Annotated in this window: 15 protein-coding genes; 2 read left to right on the top strand and 13 right to left on the bottom strand. The window is 62.5% G+C overall.

The features are described from left to right. The first annotated feature begins 5 nt into the window (after positions 1-5). Positions 6-1103, top strand: a complete 1098-nt coding sequence (locus ACZ5TH_RS07790) for an acyltransferase family protein (protein ID WP_464793512.1) — start codon at positions 6-8, stop codon at positions 1101-1103. Here ACZ5TH_RS07790 and ACZ5TH_RS07785 read toward each other — a convergent pair. From ACZ5TH_RS07785 to ACZ5TH_RS07735, 11 genes are all read right to left on the bottom strand, one after another. Beyond that, complete coding sequence (locus tag ACZ5TH_RS07785; RefSeq protein WP_464793511.1) at positions 1096-2085, bottom strand: LLM class flavin-dependent oxidoreductase; 990 nt, start codon at positions 2083-2085, stop codon at positions 1096-1098. The genes ACZ5TH_RS07790 and ACZ5TH_RS07785 overlap by 8 nt on opposite strands. 56 nt (positions 2086-2141) lie before the next feature. Then, positions 2142-2582 carry an Hpt domain-containing protein gene (locus tag ACZ5TH_RS07780; protein ID WP_449473535.1) on the bottom strand — a complete coding sequence of 147 codons (441 nt, stop codon included), beginning with the start codon at positions 2580-2582 and terminating at the stop codon, positions 2142-2144. A gap of 84 nt (positions 2583-2666) precedes the next feature. After that, positions 2667-2882 (bottom strand): sulfurtransferase TusA family protein, encoded by a 216-nt coding sequence (locus tag ACZ5TH_RS07775; RefSeq protein ID WP_449473533.1) that lies wholly within the window; start codon positions 2880-2882, stop codon positions 2667-2669. Then, a complete protein-coding gene (gene der / locus ACZ5TH_RS07770) occupies positions 2869-4248 on the bottom strand; it encodes a ribosome biogenesis GTPase Der (protein WP_464793510.1) in 1380 nt (459 codons plus the stop codon). Before der ends, ACZ5TH_RS07775 begins: the two co-directional genes overlap by 14 nt. A gap of 116 nt (positions 4249-4364) precedes the next feature. After that, positions 4365-5714, bottom strand: a complete 1350-nt coding sequence (locus tag ACZ5TH_RS07765; protein ID WP_464793509.1) for a PQQ-binding-like beta-propeller repeat protein — start codon at positions 5712-5714, stop codon at positions 4365-4367. A gap of 10 nt (positions 5715-5724) precedes the next feature. Next, a complete protein-coding gene (locus ACZ5TH_RS07760; protein ID WP_464793508.1) occupies positions 5725-6423 on the bottom strand; it encodes a tetratricopeptide repeat protein in 699 nt (232 codons plus the stop codon). Positions 6424-6497: 74 nt separating this feature from the next. Then, the gene (gene panB / locus ACZ5TH_RS07755; protein WP_464793507.1) at positions 6498-7370 is read right to left on the bottom strand and encodes a 3-methyl-2-oxobutanoate hydroxymethyltransferase; all 873 of its coding nucleotides are present in this window, start codon (positions 7368-7370) and stop codon (positions 6498-6500) included. Between the two features lie 195 nt (positions 7371-7565). Next, on the bottom strand, positions 7566-10046 hold the full coding sequence (locus ACZ5TH_RS07750; protein WP_464793506.1) for a TonB-dependent receptor: 2481 nt from the start codon (positions 10044-10046) through the stop codon (positions 7566-7568). Positions 10047-10220: 174 nt separating this feature from the next. Beyond that, positions 10221-10412 carry a YezD family protein gene (locus tag ACZ5TH_RS07745; RefSeq protein WP_464793505.1) on the bottom strand — a complete coding sequence of 64 codons (192 nt, stop codon included), beginning with the start codon at positions 10410-10412 and terminating at the stop codon, positions 10221-10223. A 96-nt stretch (positions 10413-10508) separates the two neighbouring features. After that, entirely contained in the window at positions 10509-11183 is a 675-nt protein-coding gene (locus tag ACZ5TH_RS07740; protein ID WP_449473522.1) for an RBBP9/YdeN family alpha/beta hydrolase, read from the bottom strand. Between the two features lie 150 nt (positions 11184-11333). Next, positions 11334-11699 (bottom strand): PRC-barrel domain-containing protein, encoded by a 366-nt coding sequence (locus ACZ5TH_RS07735; RefSeq protein ID WP_449473521.1) that lies wholly within the window; start codon positions 11697-11699, stop codon positions 11334-11336. Positions 11700-11785: 86 nt separating this feature from the next. Between ACZ5TH_RS07735 and ACZ5TH_RS07730 the strand changes: the two genes are divergently transcribed. Next, entirely contained in the window at positions 11786-12217 is a 432-nt protein-coding gene (locus tag ACZ5TH_RS07730; protein ID WP_449473520.1) for an OsmC family protein, read from the top strand. Here the strand turns inward: ACZ5TH_RS07730 and ACZ5TH_RS07725 are convergent. After that, entirely contained in the window at positions 12209-13045 is an 837-nt protein-coding gene (locus ACZ5TH_RS07725) for a DMT family transporter (RefSeq protein ID WP_464795077.1), read from the bottom strand. The genes ACZ5TH_RS07730 and ACZ5TH_RS07725 overlap by 9 nt on opposite strands. Before the next feature lie 212 nt (positions 13046-13257). Further along, a complete protein-coding gene (locus ACZ5TH_RS07720; protein WP_464793504.1) occupies positions 13258-14787 on the bottom strand; it encodes a CpaF family protein in 1530 nt (509 codons plus the stop codon). Positions 14788-14954 lie beyond the last annotated feature (167 nt).

Raw genomic sequence — 14954 nt, 5'->3', positions numbered from 1 at the left:
AGGATATGCATTTGACCCAGTTGATGACGGCCGATGCGGCGCGCCGATCCGATGCGATTTCCATAGCTCGGGTGATCTGCATATTGGGTGTGGTCTATGTGCACGCCTGGACCGGGTTGAACGGTCATGACCTGGAAATCGCCCGCGGCACACCGCAGGAAAATCTGCGCTGGCTGCTCATGGAAATATTCGGGCGCAGCGCAGTGCCGTTACTGGGCGTCATTTCGGGGTGGCTGGTGGCGGGATCGTCCCGCGCGCAGAGCTGGTTCCGTCATGTGCTGCAAAAGGCGCGGACGATCCTGTTGCCAATGATCCTGTGGAATGGCCTTGGCATCTTGCTGGTATCCGGCGCGGCGTGGTCCCTTGGGTTGTCAGCGCCCGTGCCGGTGTCGTTTGACTGGCTGTTTCAGGAGCTGTTCGTCGTGACCCGGAACCCGGACATCAACGTGCAGATGCCGTTCCTGCGCGACTTGTTCCTGTGCATGGTCGTTGCTCCGCTGCTGCTTCGCCTGCCCAATCGCGTGCTGATTGCCGTTGCTGCTGTCGCAGCGGTCGCCCAACTTGCGGGTTGGGGGCCGCCGGTGCTGATGCGCCCGGCGATCCTGTTCTTCTTCGTGCTGGGCATGATGGCCCGGCGAACCGGGCTGGCGGAGCGGGTTGCGGGACTGGGTTGGGCCGCAGCGGCCATCCCTTTCCTGTTGCTCATGGCCGTGCAGCTTCATTTTTCCCTGCAAGCGGCGCAGGGATCGGCCATAGGCGTCGGCTTGCTTGACCTTGCCGTGCGTGTTGCGGCGGCCACCTGTTTCTGGCGGCTGTCCTGGGGGCTGGCGGGAAGCCCCGTGCGGGGAATGCTGTTGAGGATCGAGCCTTTCGCCTTTCTGCTATTCTGTTCGCATCTGATCCTGATCTGGCTGGGCGGGCCGTTGCTGGGCGTGTTGTTCGGGAAGCTCGGTTCGCCCTTCTATCCCGCTTATCTGTTGATTCAGCCCTTGCTGGTCCTGATCGCGGTATTGCTGTTGGGATCGCTCCTCAGCCGTGCCTGGCCCGGTCTGGCCAAGGTGCTGAGTGGAGGACGCTTGCAGGGAGCTTCGGCGGTCAGCTAATCGCCTTGGCGGCGGCCATGGCGATTTCCAGGCTACGCTTGCGGGCACTGAAATCATGGATTTGCCCGCCGATGATCAATTCATCGACACCCGTCCGCTCTACGAAAGCGGCAAGATCCTCTTGGACCTTGTCCTGCGGGCCGATCGACGTGGCGCTCAGGACATCCGAAAGCATCGCCTGCGCGCCGGGTGGCAGGCTTTCGAAATAGCCGGGCACGGGTGGTTGTAACTTGCCCGGCTGCCCCGTGCGGAGACGAACGAAGGCCTGTTGCATGGAGGTGGCGAGCAGCTGCGCTTCTTCCATGCTATCCGCCGCGAATATATTATAGCCTGCCATCACATAGGGGCGATCAAGCTGGGCCGATGGCCTGAAGTCGCGACGGTAAACCGCGATCGCGTCCTCAAGCGCGCCAGGAGCGAAATGGGAGGCGAAGGCATAGGGCAGGCCCAGCGCGGCGGCGAGTTGGGCGCCGTAGAGGCTGGACCCGAGGATCCAAAGTGGCACATCTTCGCCCGCGCCGGGCGTCGCCTGAAAGCCGAGCCTTCCGTCACCCGCGAAATAGGCCTGCAATTCCAGCACGTCGCGCGGAAATTCATCCGGCCCACCGGAAAGCGTGCGGCGCATGGCCTGAGCCACCCGCTGGTCCGATCCGGGCGCGCGGCCTAGCCCAAGGTCTACTCGACCGGGGAAAAGCGCTGCGAGCGTACCGAACTGTTCGGCTATCAGCAGGGGGGCATGGTTGGGGAGCATGATGCCGCCCGAACCTATGCGGATGGTCGATGTCGCCTGTCCGATATGCGCCAGCACTACCGAAGTTGCGGCCGATGCGATGCCCGGCATGCCGTGATGTTCGGCAACCCAATAGCGATGGAAGCCGAGTTGTTCAGCATGAACGGCGAAGGCCGCGGCGTTGACGAGGGCTTTGCCAACGGTGCTTCCTTCAATGACGGGGACGAGGTCCAGAACGGAAAAACGGATCATTGCCCGGATATGGGGCGATGATCCGTTTTATTTCAATACCTAGATGTTAGCTAAGATCAGCCTACGCGGCCGAACCCCTGCGACGGTGGTTCGGATCGGCGGCCAAATGTGGCGGGGCGACGTGCGACTAACGGATTGGAGTCGTGATCGAGGAGGGACATTGTCTCGGTAAAGCAGGGCCGCAAACTGACGACAACCTCGATCAATTCGTCAGGACCCTCGCGTGTTTCGACGCAGCGGCGCGCGACCATTTCAATGCGTTCGGCCATGCTGCTCAAGCGATGGGCGCCAAATTGAGCCGATTCGCCCTTCAATGTGTGAGCGGGCGTGACGAGCGCGATGGCATTGCGTTCGCGGATCGCCTGCTCGATCGCGCCAATGGCCTTGTCGCCATCCTCGCGAAAATAGCTGAGAATCCGGAGAAATGCGCTGCCCAGTTCCGACCGGGACTTTGCCAGATCGGCCTGATTGACCAGTTCTGCCTCTTGATACGACACCCTGTCACACTCCCTGTTTCGACTTCAGCATAGAAGCCGCGCGTAAACAGCAGGTTAAGCGGAGGCGTCAGAACAAGGTTGGCGTCAGGATTTACGCGACAATTCAAAGCGATCGCCAGCAGCGGCGGAGAAATTCCAGCCATGCTGCCGGGTAAGCGCCTCCAATTCGCGGGCGGCGTTGGGGTCGTCCGCTTCGACCGTTACCGCATTGGCCGACCGCATCGCGCGGGCGGCGCGCAATGCGGGCCAGGGGCATTTCATTCCCCTGGCATTCACATAGGCGGTATCATTTGGTGGCATAGGGATTGCGCGCGCTGCGCAACGTAAGGCGCACGGGCACCGCGCCGAAGCCCAGTTCCTTGCGGATGCCGTTGACGAGATAGCGCCGGTAGCTTTCCGGTAGTTCGTCCAGACGGGTGCCGAATAGCACGAAGGTGGGCGGGCGGGTCTTGTTCTGGGTGATGTAGCGGAGCTTGATCCGCTTGCCGCCGGGGGCGGGGGGCGGGTTGGCCTCCAGCGCGCGTTCGAACCAGCGGTTGAGAATGCCGGTAGAGACGCGCTGCGACCAGGCGGTGCGGGTTTCGAAAGCGACGCGGATGAGGTCGTCCAGACCTTTGCCAGTCGCGCCGGAGACGGTCATGATGGGAACGCCGCGTATCTGCGCAAGGCCGTCGGACAGCGCCTGCTTGATGCCCTGATACAAGGCGGAGCCATGTTCCACCGTGTCCCATTTGTTGAGCGCGACGACGAGGGCGCGGCCTTCTTCCAGCACCTTGTCGGCAATGCGCAGGTCCTGCGCCTCCAGCCCGCGCGTGGAATCGAGCAGAAGCACGACGACTTCGGCGAAGTTCACAGCGTTCAGACCGTCCGAAACGGCGAGCTTTTCGAGCTTGTCCTGAACCTTCGCGCGCTTGCGCATGCCAGCGGTGTCGATCAGGCGGACGGGGCGGGGTTCAGCCTCCTCATTGCGGGGGTCTGTCCACGTCCAGTCCACTGCGATGCTGTCGCGGGTGATGCCTGCTTCGGGGCCGGTGAGCAGACGGTTTTCGCCGAGCAGCCGGTTGATGAGGGTCGATTTGCCCGCATTAGGACGGCCAACGATGGCCAGCTTGAGCGGCGCGGCCTCCAGATCGGCCTCGCTCGGTTCGGCTTCCTCTTCTTCCTCATCCTCCCGGTCGATATAGGGGAGGAGCGCCTGGAACAGGTCGGCAAGTCCCTGACCATGTTCGGCGGAAAAGGGGATGGGGTCGCCCAGGCCCAGGCTGAATGCCTCCATCACGCCGTCGTCACCGGCCTTGCCCTCGGCTTTGTTGGCCATCAGCACGACGGGCGCGTCGCCTTCGCGCAGCCAGCGGGCAATTTCCTCGTCCAACGGGGTGATGCCAGCGCGTGCATCGACGACGAACAGGGCGACATCGGCATTTTCGACCGCCGCCTGCGTCTGCATGCGCATCCGGCCGGGGAGGGTCTGAGGATCCTCGTCCTCATAACCGGCGGTGTCGATGATGGTGAAATCGACGCCGAGCAGGTTCGCTTGCCCTTCCCGCCGATCGCGCGTGACGCCGGGCTGGTCATCGACCAGCGCCAGCTTCTTGCCGACGAGCCGGTTGAAGAGGGTGGACTTGCCCACATTGGGCCGCCCTACAATGGCAACTGTGGGCAGCATGATAGCCCGTTTCCTTTAAAATGACGGTGCTCCTGCGCAGGCGGGAGCCCAGTCCAAACGGCGGATCTGGGCTCCCGCCTGCGCAGGAGCACGCTTATCTAACATCATCTAAGGCGTTAACGAAACGCCGTCAGCTTGCCGTTGTCAGCAAGGATATAAAGCATGTTGTTGGCGACAACGGGGGAAAGCGACATGGACTTGTCCATATCAACTGCCGATTGAACGGCGCCCGTCGCCGGATCGACATAGTTGAGATCGCCATGGGTGGATACCAGGATCAGGCGACCGCCTGCCAGAACGGGACCTGTCCAACGGATGGCGTTCGCCTTCTTCTTTTCCTTTTCCCAGCGGCGAAGCTGGCTGATCCAGCGAATCTTGCCGGTCGCGCGGGCGACGCAGAGCAGCTTTGCATCGCTGGTCACGACGAATACCCATTCGCCCGCAACCCACGGCGTCGAGATGCCCGCAATATTGATTTCCCACAGGCGTTGGCCGCTCACCAGCTCATAGGAAGCCATGCGGCCACCCTGACCGATGGCGAAGACGCGGCCACGGTCGATAACCGGATTGGCATCAATGTCGGTGAGGGAAGCGACGGCCGTCGAGATGCTGGTGCGCGACAGGGCGTCGCCCCAGAGGGTGCGGCCATTTTCATAACGGTAGGCAGTGAGTTCGCCCGAGCTATAGCCCGCGATCACAGTGCCCTGCGCAGCGGCGGGGGCGGCGACGCCGAACACGCCGGTCACCTGCAACGTGCCACTGTCGGTCCACTGCACTTCGCCATCGCTCTGGTTGAGCGCGAAAATCTGGTTGTCCTGTCCCATGACATAGACATGGCCGTTGGCGAGCGTCGGTGCGCCGCGCAGCGGGCCGCCGGGGCGCTTCTTCCACAGGATGGAGCCGTTTGCGGCGCTGAGCGCGGCCACGTCGCCCACGCCGGTGCTGGCATAGACCTTGTCATCGACGATGCTGACGCCGCCGCCGAACAAGGCCCGGCCGCTGCCTTCGGCGGGCAGGGCAGTCTGCCAGAGCTTCGCGCCGGTCGCGGCATCGAAGGCGATGACATGGGCGCCCGCGTCGATGACGTAGAGCTTCCCATTGGCGATCACGGGTGAGGAGGCGAGACGCGCGCGAGGCGTGCTGCCCTCGATCGAGCTGGTCCAGGCCGTGGCGGGCGAGGTGCTCAGCGCAAGGTTGCCCATCGCCTTGGCAGGGCTGCCGCCCGGCTGCGACCATTGGTCGTTGGCATAGGCTTCGGGTAGTGACACGGGCACATCGGCCAGGGTCGGATCGACCTCGACGCCTTGCTCGTTGGTCAGGATGGATACGCGGTTGCCGACCACGGGGGTCTTGGGTCCGCCCTTCTTGCCCCCGACGATACCGCAGCCCGCCAGTAGCGCGACCATCGCGGCGACGGTCAGGGCCCGGCGCGTGCCCGCAAATTTCGTCATGCTGTGCATCCCCATGCGCTTATCTTCATCCCTGTCCCGGTACGGTCGGCGTTTCGACTGCATCTATGCCCAATAAGCCAGCCATCTGTCGCGCGCGTGAACGGATCGACTGAGGCACGGTGGCATCCTTTGCCATCGCTGCGAACAGCGGGCCAGCAAGATCGGGCTTGCGCATCTTCATATAGGATATGGCGACCAGTTCGCCCGCGCTGCCGAACCATGGCGCGCCTTCAACGGCGAGGGGCTTGAGGCGATCGACCACCTGTTGCGGCTGAAGCGTCTCGAACTCGAGCGTGGTCTGGCGGATCAGGGCTAGGTCGCGATAGGGCTGATCAAGCGAGCTGTCCGCAGCCATTGCCTTGTAAGCGGCGATCGCGGCCTTGTTGTCGCCCTTGCGAGCGGCGACACCAGCCTTCACGAGCAGGGCTGACGCGCGGAAGCCGGGCTGGCTGGCGTCGGTCAGCGTGTCGAGTTGCTTCGCATCCGGGGTCCCGCCGCCCGCGGCGGCCGAGATGACCTTGTCCATTTCCTCGGACACGGCTTGCGATTGAGTGGCGCTGTAATGCTGCCAATAAAGCCATGCCGCAAAGGCAACGAGGCCGATGACCACGGCTGCGACGATCAAGCGGCCAAAGCGCTGCCAGAAGGTCAGCAATTGGTCCTGACGCACGGCCTCGTCGACCTCGCGCATGAATGCTTCGCTATTTTGCGGCGTCAGGGCCACGTGGGTCTCCAGATATGCGTCAGAAAAAGCTCGCGGAAGGCGCGATCAATAGCGGCGGTGGCGCTTAGCGCAAATCACTTTTTGGGGCGATAGACCTGATCTGCGGTGGGAAAGCTGCGATTGCGCACTTCGGTGGCGTATCGCTCGGCTGCGCCGCTGATGGTGTCGGCGATATTCTCATAGCGTTTGACGAAGCGCGGCGTGCGTTCGAACATGCCCAGCATGTCCTCGGCGACCAGCACCTGGCCATCGCAATGGGCGGATGCGCCGATGCCGATGACGGGGATGTCGAGGCTGTCGGTGATGGCGATGGCGAGATCTTCCATGACGCCTTCGAGGACCACCGCGAAAGCGCCAGCCTGCGCGACGGCGCAGGCGTCATCCATGATCTTGGCATGTTCTTCCTGGCTTTTTCCGCGAGCGCCATAGCCGCCCAGTGCGTTGACGGCCTGGGGGGTGAGGCCGACATGCGCCATGACGGGGATGCCGCGCTGGGTGAGGAAGGCGATGGTTTCCGCCATGGCTTGCCCGCCTTCCAGCTTTACGGCTGCGCAGCCGGTTTCGGCCATGACGCGGCTGGCGCTGGCGAAGGCTTGGGCGGGCGAGGCTTCGTAGCTGCCGAAGGGCATGTCGACGAGGACGAGGCTGTGATAGCTGCCGCGGACGACGGCGGCGCCATGGGCGATCATCATGTCGAGCGTGACGGGAAGCGTTGAAGGCAGGCCGTAGATGACCTGGCCCAGCGAATCGCCGACGAGCAGCATGTCGCAATGCGGATCGAGAAGCTGCGCCTGCCGGGCGGTGTAGGCGGTCAGCATCACCAACGGCTCGTCCGTCTTCCCTTCGGCCTTGCGGCGCTGGATGGCGGGGACGGTCAGCCGCTTCATCGGCGCGGGCGTGGGATTGGCGCGGCTGGTGGAGGTGTCGAGCGTGAAGGTGGTGGACATGAAGGCGATGTACCCCAGTGGGGTGGCAGGCGCAAATCGGGTTGTAATTCCGTCATCCCAGCGGAAGCTGGGATCTCCTTGGACCAGGCTTTGCCTGAGATCCCAGCTTTCGCTGGGATGACGAACCCCTGTACCAAAAAGAACGGGAGCGGCGGGCCTGTGCCGCTCCCGCAGGGGGTGAACATCGTTACGGGATCAGAACGAGAATTTGATCGTCCCGCCCCAAGTCCGGGGATCGCCAGGCTGGCCAGCGATCAGGCCGGTGTTGCCGGGAGCGACTTGCAGATTTTCGATATAGTTGACGTCGAAGGCGTTGCGGACCCAGCCGAAGACGTCGAACCCTTCGCCGCGGAAGCCTGCGCGGAAGTTGGTGAGCGCGTAGCCCTTTACTTCGGTGTAGCGCGAGGGCGAGGCGTTGGAGTTCCAGCGCGAGCGGTAATTGCCGTCCACGCCCAGATAGAGCTGACCTTCCTTCGCCAGCAGCGTGACCGGGATGTTATATTCCGCGCCGTAGGAGAAGGCCCATTTCGACACGCCGGGCAGGTCCTGGCCGGAGATGTCGCACTGGCGGGGGCTCGCCGCGCCCGGAACGCCCGGCTGCGAGTAATCGGGCGTAGCTCCGGAAGGCTGTGACGGTCCGCCGGACAGTTCAGGCGGGCAGGGTGCGTTGGTGAACTTCTTATATTTGGCGTCGGTGTAGGCCGCGTTGGCATAAGCGGTGAAGCGGTCGCTGGCGACTACCTTGAAGTCCGCTTCGATGCCCTGCGACCGGACCTTTTCCGCATTGGCGAGGTAGCCGCGCACAGTGCCGAACTGGCCGCCGTTCACAGTCGCCTGGAAATCCTTGATCGTGGTGCGGAAGGCCGAGATGTTGAAGGTCGCGCGGCGATCCCACAGCTGGGTCTTGAGCCCGACTTCGAAATGCTGGACCGATTCCGGCTTCACGGTTGCGGCGTCATAGTTGACCGTATTGTCCAGGTTGAGCGGCAAGCCGTTCTGGTTGATGCCCAGTGTCTTGAAGCTCTTGGCATAGGTCGCATAGGCGAGGACGTCCCGCGCGAACTTGTAGTTGACGTTGAAGTCGTAGGTGAAGTTCCACGCGCTGTCCGATGGCGCACTCACCTGCGGCTGATAGACGCCGCACTGCTGCGATGTACCCGCAATCGTGCCGGGCGCCGCGGGCGTGGTGCAGCTGATGGTCTGACCCTGCGCGTTCGTCACGACACGCTGGTAGAAGCCCGACTTTTTATCATAGTTGAGCCGGAGGCCGGGCTGGATCGTCAGCGCGTCGGTGACTTTCCAGCTGAGCTGACCGAACAGCGCGGCGCTTTCGCTCTTGAGCCACTGCGTGTTGCTGGCGGTGAGGCCCGCGAGCGTTGCGGGGTTGTTGGCCGGGTTCAATGGGTCGGCCGAGGGTGCAAGGCTCCACTTGGCGGCTGCTGCCCCCTGCTGCTCCGTGCCCTGCGTGTCGATCCGCTGCTTGAAGCCGAAGAGGCCGACTACGAAGTCGATCTTCTGGCTTTCGTAATTGTAGCGGAATTCCTGGCTATACTGGTTCTGTTGCGAGGGGTTTTGCGATTTGGACACAATCGGCAGGCCCGTAAAGTCGCGGTCATTTTCCGGCTTCCAGTCCCAGAAGCGCCAAGCGGTGACCGAGGTCAGCGTGCCGGGGCCGACGTCCCACTTCACCCGCGCCGAAACGCCGCCAATCTTGTTGCCAGCGTTCAGATTGCTGTCGAGGTCGGACAGGCGGTCATAGGGATTGCGGCTGGGCACGACATAGCCCTGCGCTGCGGCGAGAGCGTCATATTGACGGTTCAGCGGGCGCTGCGTGCGGCCGACGCGGACGAAGGTGGTGCCGCAGCATTCGGGGTCCTGCTTGCTATAGTCGCCTGACAGGGTGATGCTGAAATCGTCGTTGGGCTGGAACAGCAACTGGCCACGCAATCCCAGATTGTCCTGCTCGTTGATCCAGCGCTGCGAGGTGACGTTGTAGAGCGTGCCCCTGCGGCTGGTCGCGGCGACCGCGAGGCGGGCGGCGACTGTGTCGGAAAGCGGGCCGGAGATGGCGGCCTTTGCCTGCCGGTAATTGAGGTTGCCGACGCTGAGTTCCGCACGGCCTTCGAAATCGAAGGTCGGTTGGTTGGTCGTGATGTTGATCGCGCCCGCCGTCGTGTTCTTGCCGTAGAGCGTGCCCTGCGGGCCGCGCAGCACTTCGACCTGGTTCACATCCAGAAAGTCGAAAGTCGCGGCGGCGACGCGGGAATTGTAGACGTCATCGACATAGATGCCGACGCCCTGCTCGAAGCCATCGCTGGTAAGGCCGAACGGCACCCCCAGACCACGGATGTTGACCGAGGTGTTGCGCGGATTGGTGGTATAGACCTGCAAGGTCGGCGCAAGCTGCTGGAGCTTCACGACGTTGAAGTTGCCGGTCGCTTCGATGCTGTCGCCGCGAATGACGGAGATCGCCAGCGGCACTTCCTGCGCCGTTTCCGCGCGGCGGCGGGCGGTGACGATGATCACGTCGCCGCGAGGATTGGCGGGCTGTTCGGCCGCGTCCGTGGCCGGGACTGCTGCATCGGCAACTGGCGCAGGCACTTCCTCGGCATGGACGCTGGACGCAAAGATGGATGCGCTCGCCACACCGGCGAGCAACAAAGAACGCGCAATCATAAAAATTCCCCTTCCGGAGGTCCGGTGAATGTTGATCGCGGCGTTTCCGGTTGGCCGGTCAACACCGATGGTCTGGGAATGGTACTGGACAGTTGGCGGCCCACCCCCTGCCGCCTATCATTAACCGCCTGTCCGGCGGCTCGGTTTTGCAACCCTTGAAGGCCCCCGCCTTTTTCAGGCGGTGAGACGAGTCTTTTCCGTCACGTCGATCTGGACGACGCGGGCATCATGCACGGTCAATGTGATCGACCCGAAACGCAGTGCTTCAAGAACGCCGCGAACCTTTTCGATGCTGACGGAAATGTCCGCCCGCTGGCCATCTGCGCGGCCGTTGCGGGCAAATTCTGCTGTTCGGCTATCACTCATAAGCACCTCATGCCCGCTTTTATCTCAACTAATTCAATAGACAAAAAAGCAAATATATAGGGCGCCCAAGTTTGCCTTGTCGCGCCCCTTTAAAATTCAACCGATCAACCGCATCGCCGCCAGTTTGCGGTCATGTTGATGATGGGCCAGGGGAATGGCTGGCCGCATCTGCCGCATGAGCGAAGCCTGTTCATGTGCGTTGTCGACCAGCCGTTCCAGCAGTGATTGGCCGAAATCCCATGTGCCAAGATTGGCTTCAGCATTGATATGTCCGCTAAAGCCCGCGTCGACAAAGCTGCTGCCCCAGTTTTTGGCGATACTGTGGGCGCGTTCGAAGAAGATATAAGGGTCGTTGCGGCTGGCGACGACGATCGACGGGAAGGGCAGCTGTGCCCGTGGCGTCGGTCCAAAGCCCCCGATCGTTTCGGGCGTTTCCATCCTGTCGCAATCAGGCGGGGCGACCAGCAATGCGCCCGTCACCGGCCAACCATAAGCCTGGCTCTGCAACGCGCCCCACCAGGCGACAGCGAGGCAACCCAGGCTGTGCGCGGCCAGGATGATCGGCCCTTCAACTTCACGAATCGCCGCATCGAGGCGAGTGACCCATGCATTGCGGTTTGGGCTGGCCCAACTGCCCAGATCGACACGTTCGCAATCGCCGCGCATGCCTTCCCAAAGGGTCTGCCAATGACCGGGGCCGCTGTTGTTGAGACCTGGTATGGTCAGCACGACAGGATTGCGCGCGTCGCCCAGATGTCCGAATCGGTCCATGGTGTGATCCTCGTCCAATTGCACGATGGATGTATATTCTATTCTTTAGGTAGACAATGCTTCAGCGACCAAATGTGTCCAAATTTAGGCGACTGGATTCATCTGGGGTTCAGCATTGGAAGAGCGCCGTCAGGGCAACAACTTCGCCTGTTACCAAGGATATATAAGACCGTAATAGGAGTAGACGTTGCGGCCATAGGCCTCGTCATATTCCGGCCGAGTGTCCGCGAGATGACGGGGGGCGCTGTCCAGCATCTCCTTGCTAAGATCGACGATATAGCCGCCCTTGCCCGTGTCATAGCTCAGCATCGCCCATGGGATGGGGTAATGGTCATGGCCGATGCCGAGAAAGCCGCCAAAGGATAGGACGGCGTAACGGACCTGGCCGCTGCGTTTTTCCACCATGAAATTCGAGATATGGCCCAACCGTTCGCCTTCGCGGTTGTAGACGGCGGTTCCTTCGACACGGTCGGATGCGATCAGGTCGCCGGGATTTTCCACTGCCGGGTCAGTCATTGTCACCCTCCTGAACAGGAATCAGGCTATGATGATGAAACCGAGCAGGGTCAGCGGGGTTCCCACTCTTCACGCAGGAGGATGACATGAAGATCAATCGCAGTGGTTCGGCGGTATGGAGCGGCGGCCTGAAAGAGGGCAAAGGCGCGATCTCCACGCAAAGTGGCGCTTTGGACGCGCATCCTTATGGCTATGCCATGCGGTTCGAAGGGGTGCCGGGGTCCAATCCGGAAGAATTGATCGCCGCCGCCCATGCGTCCTGCTTCACCATGGCGCTATCTCTCATTTTGGGGGAGGCCGGGCTGACGGCGGAGAAAATGGAAACGAACGCGGTCGTGACGCTGGAGCAGCAGGAGGGCGGCTTTGCGATAACGGCGAGCAAGCTGACGCTGAAGGCGACCATTCCCGGTGCTGACGACGCCAAATTCCAGGAGCTGGCCGCCAAAGCCAAGGAAAATTGCCCCGTGTCGAAGCTGCTGAACGCGCAGATCAGCCTGGAGGCGGAATTGCTAGGCTGAAGCGAAACGGCGGGTGCGGACATGCTCCCGCCACGCAATGTATAGGCCGCTGGCGATGATGAGCGCTGCGCCTACCCAGGTAGTGTGCATCGGCCATTCACCCCAGATCAACAGGCCCAGCAGTGTGGACCAGATGATGGTGCTGTAATCCATCGGCAGCACCACGGATACAGGCGCATGGCGAAGCGCGCCGGTCATGCAGAGCTGCGCAATACCGCCTGTCAGCCCGACGCCGACGAGCATGGCCCAGGTCATGGGATCGTGCGCCTTCCCGACGAACAGCATCAGGATACCCAGCGGCGGCACGGACAGGATGGTGAACCAGAATACGATGACGCCGGTCTTTTCGGTGCGGCCAAGGTCGCGCAACAGCAAGCCGATGCAGGCCGTGATGATGGCGGCGGATAGCGCGACAGCAAGGCCGAACGGCGGGAAATGCGTGCCATCAGGGCGGACCATGACGATGATCCCGGCAAAGCCCAGCATGATGGCGGCCCAGCGGTGGGGGCCGGTCGCTTCGCGCAAAAGGATGGCCGACAGCAGCGTGGCGAAGATGGGCATGGTGAAGCCGATCGCGGTGGCTTCGGTCAGGGGAAGAAGCAGATAGGAGCCGAAATTAAGGACCATGCCGGTAAGGCCGAGGACAGTCCGGCTCACATGCGCGCCCAGCCTGTTCGTGCGGACCGAGGGGAGGCCATCGGTCATCGCGACCCACGTGACGATAAGGGGCAGGGCGAGCGCCTGACGGTAGAAGATCAGCTCGACCAAGCTGACGCCCCGCGTGCCCACAAGCTTGCCGAGGGCAAACATGACGGCCATGAACAACATCGCCAGCAAACGCAGGCCGATGCCTGTCAGCGCATGTTCGTCACGCGCCGATGGTGGCGGCGGAAGCTCCTCTGGCGGGCTAATGGGGGCAGGGGGTTGCACGCAGGTCGCTTTAACCGGCGGACAGGATGACGCAACCACCCCCTGATAATTATCGACTCGTCTTTGGAAAATGTAGCGGCGGTCGTTCCCCTGCTATCCTGCCGACAAGATCAGAGGCAGGCTTCCAGGAAAGGCTGGTCGAACCCGAACTGGCGCGCCTTGTCGAGCGTGTAGGGGCGCAGGCCCATGGAGCGGTATTCGCCAACGATCTTACCGCTGTCATCTTCGTCATGATATTCGAACTTGAACAGTTCCTGCGTGACGATGACGTCGCCTTCCATGCCGATGACTTCGGTGATGTTGGTGACGCGGCGCGAACCGTCGCGCAGGCGCTTTACCTGCACGATCAGGTCGACCGAGTCGGCGATCTGCTTGGAAATCGCTTCCTTGGGGATCTTGATGTCGCCCATCAGGATCATGTTTTCCATACGGCCCAGGCACTCGCGCGGGCTGTTGCTGTGAAGCGTACACATGGAGCCGTCATGGCCTGTGTTCATCGCGGCGAGCAGGTCGAAGCATTCCGCGCCACGAATTTCGCCCAGGATGATGCGGTCAGGACGCATACGCAGGGCGTTCTTGACGAGGTCGCCGATGGTGATTGCGCCTTGGCCCTCAAGGTTCGGCGGGCGCGTTTCAAGGGGGAGCCAGTGCGGCTGCTGAAGGCGAAGTTCGGCAGCGTCCTCGATGGTCAGCACGCGCTCGCCCGGGTCGATCATCTTCGACAGGGCGTTGAGCATCGTGGTCTTGCCTGAGCCGGTGCCGCCCGAAATCACGATGTTCATGCGCGATGCGCCAGCGATCTTGAGCGCGGTGGCCATCTTCGGGCTCATCGCGCCCCATTGGGCGAGCATGTCGATGGTGATCGGCTTGGCCGAAAATTTACGGATCGAGATGGCGGTGCCCCGCAGCGAGAGCGGCGGCACGATGACGTTGACGCGGCTGCCGTCGGGCAGGCGGGCGTCGGCCAGCGGCGTGGTCTGGTCGACGCGGCGGCCGACCTTGTTCACGATGCGCTGGGCGATCTGGAACAGATGCTCCTCATCACGAAACTTGATCGGCGCGATGATCAGCTTGCCCTTCTTTTCGATATAGGTCTGCTCCGGCCCGTTGACCATGATGTCGGTGACCTCGGGGTCGGCCAGCAGCTCCTCTAGCGGGCCGAGGCCGAGCAGTTCATCGACCAGCACCTTTTCCAGCGCGAACTGTTCGCGGCGGTTGAGGGTGAGCTTGAGCTCTGCCAGCACCTCCATGATGATCGGGCGGAATTCCTCGGCCAGTTCATCCTTGCTGAGCGTCGCGGCCGCTTCCGGATCGACGCGTTCGAGCAGGCGGGGGAGGACCTGTTCCTTGATCTTGTGGACGGAGGCTTCGAAGCCTTGAGGGCCTGTGTCGGCGACATGTTCGGCGTTGGCGCGATCGGACAAGCGCTGCAAGGCGTCGGCGTTGCGCTGCATCTGGCTGGTGGGCGCGGACAGCGGATCGACCGGGGCGTCGGCGGCGGGCAGGGGAGCCATGTCTAGCGGCGGGAACTGGTCGCCGCCTCGCGCTTCCTCACGCGGGGCGCCGCCCTGCATTGGCCGGGCTACACCGAATCCCGGCTTGATGCCGGCAGGTCCATTTTTCCGTCCAAACGCGCTCATAATTCTCCGCCGCGATATCGTAGGATTTCCCTGCCGGAACAGGCTGATCCGAATTGGTTGCAATGGTGAATAAGGCGGAAACTTTGACAAATGGCTAATGGCGCTGATCGGGGTGGCCTGGTGACCGGCGGTGGCGGGCTTGGGCCAGATAGGAAAAAGGCCGCGCT

The sequence above is a fragment of the Sphingobium sp. TomTYG73 genome, from assembly GCF_055394245.1.
This window is presented reverse-complemented; position numbering and strand designations above follow the sequence as displayed.

Bases quoted from the DNA above. Each gene is read 5' to 3' on its own strand.
- ACZ5TH_RS07735 (WP_449473521.1), bottom strand. From the start codon at position 11,699: ATGACTGACCCGGCAGTGGAAAATCCCGGCGACCTGATCGCATCCGAC.
- ACZ5TH_RS07785 (WP_464793511.1), bottom strand. From the start codon at position 2,085: ATGATCCGTTTTTCCGTTCTGGACCTCGTCCCCGTCATTGAAGGAAGC.
- ACZ5TH_RS07750 (WP_464793506.1), bottom strand. From the start codon at position 10,046: ATGATTGCGCGTTCTTTGTTGCTCGCCGGTGTGGCGAGCGCATCCATC.
- ACZ5TH_RS07790 (WP_464793512.1), top strand. From the start codon at position 6: ATGCATTTGACCCAGTTGATGACGGCCGATGCGGCGCGCCGATCCGAT.
- ACZ5TH_RS07725 (WP_464795077.1), bottom strand. From the start codon at position 13,045: ATGTTGTTCATGGCCGTCATGTTTGCCCTCGGCAAGCTTGTGGGCACG.
- ACZ5TH_RS07730 (WP_449473520.1), top strand. From the start codon at position 11,786: ATGAAGATCAATCGCAGTGGTTCGGCGGTATGGAGCGGCGGCCTGAAA.
- der (WP_464793510.1), bottom strand. From the start codon at position 4,248: ATGCTGCCCACAGTTGCCATTGTAGGGCGGCCCAATGTGGGCAAGTCC.
- ACZ5TH_RS07775 (WP_449473533.1), bottom strand. From the start codon at position 2,882: ATGCCACCAAATGATACCGCCTATGTGAATGCCAGGGGAATGAAATGC.
- ACZ5TH_RS07765 (WP_464793509.1), bottom strand. From the start codon at position 5,714: ATGGGGATGCACAGCATGACGAAATTTGCGGGCACGCGCCGGGCCCTG.
- ACZ5TH_RS07720 (WP_464793504.1), bottom strand. From the start codon at position 14,787: ATGAGCGCGTTTGGACGGAAAAATGGACCTGCCGGCATCAAGCCGGGA.
- ACZ5TH_RS07740 (WP_449473522.1), bottom strand. From the start codon at position 11,183: ATGGACCGATTCGGACATCTGGGCGACGCGCGCAATCCTGTCGTGCTG.
- ACZ5TH_RS07745 (WP_464793505.1), bottom strand. From the start codon at position 10,412: ATGAGTGATAGCCGAACAGCAGAATTTGCCCGCAACGGCCGCGCAGAT.
- panB (WP_464793507.1), bottom strand. From the start codon at position 7,370: ATGTCCACCACCTTCACGCTCGACACCTCCACCAGCCGCGCCAATCCC.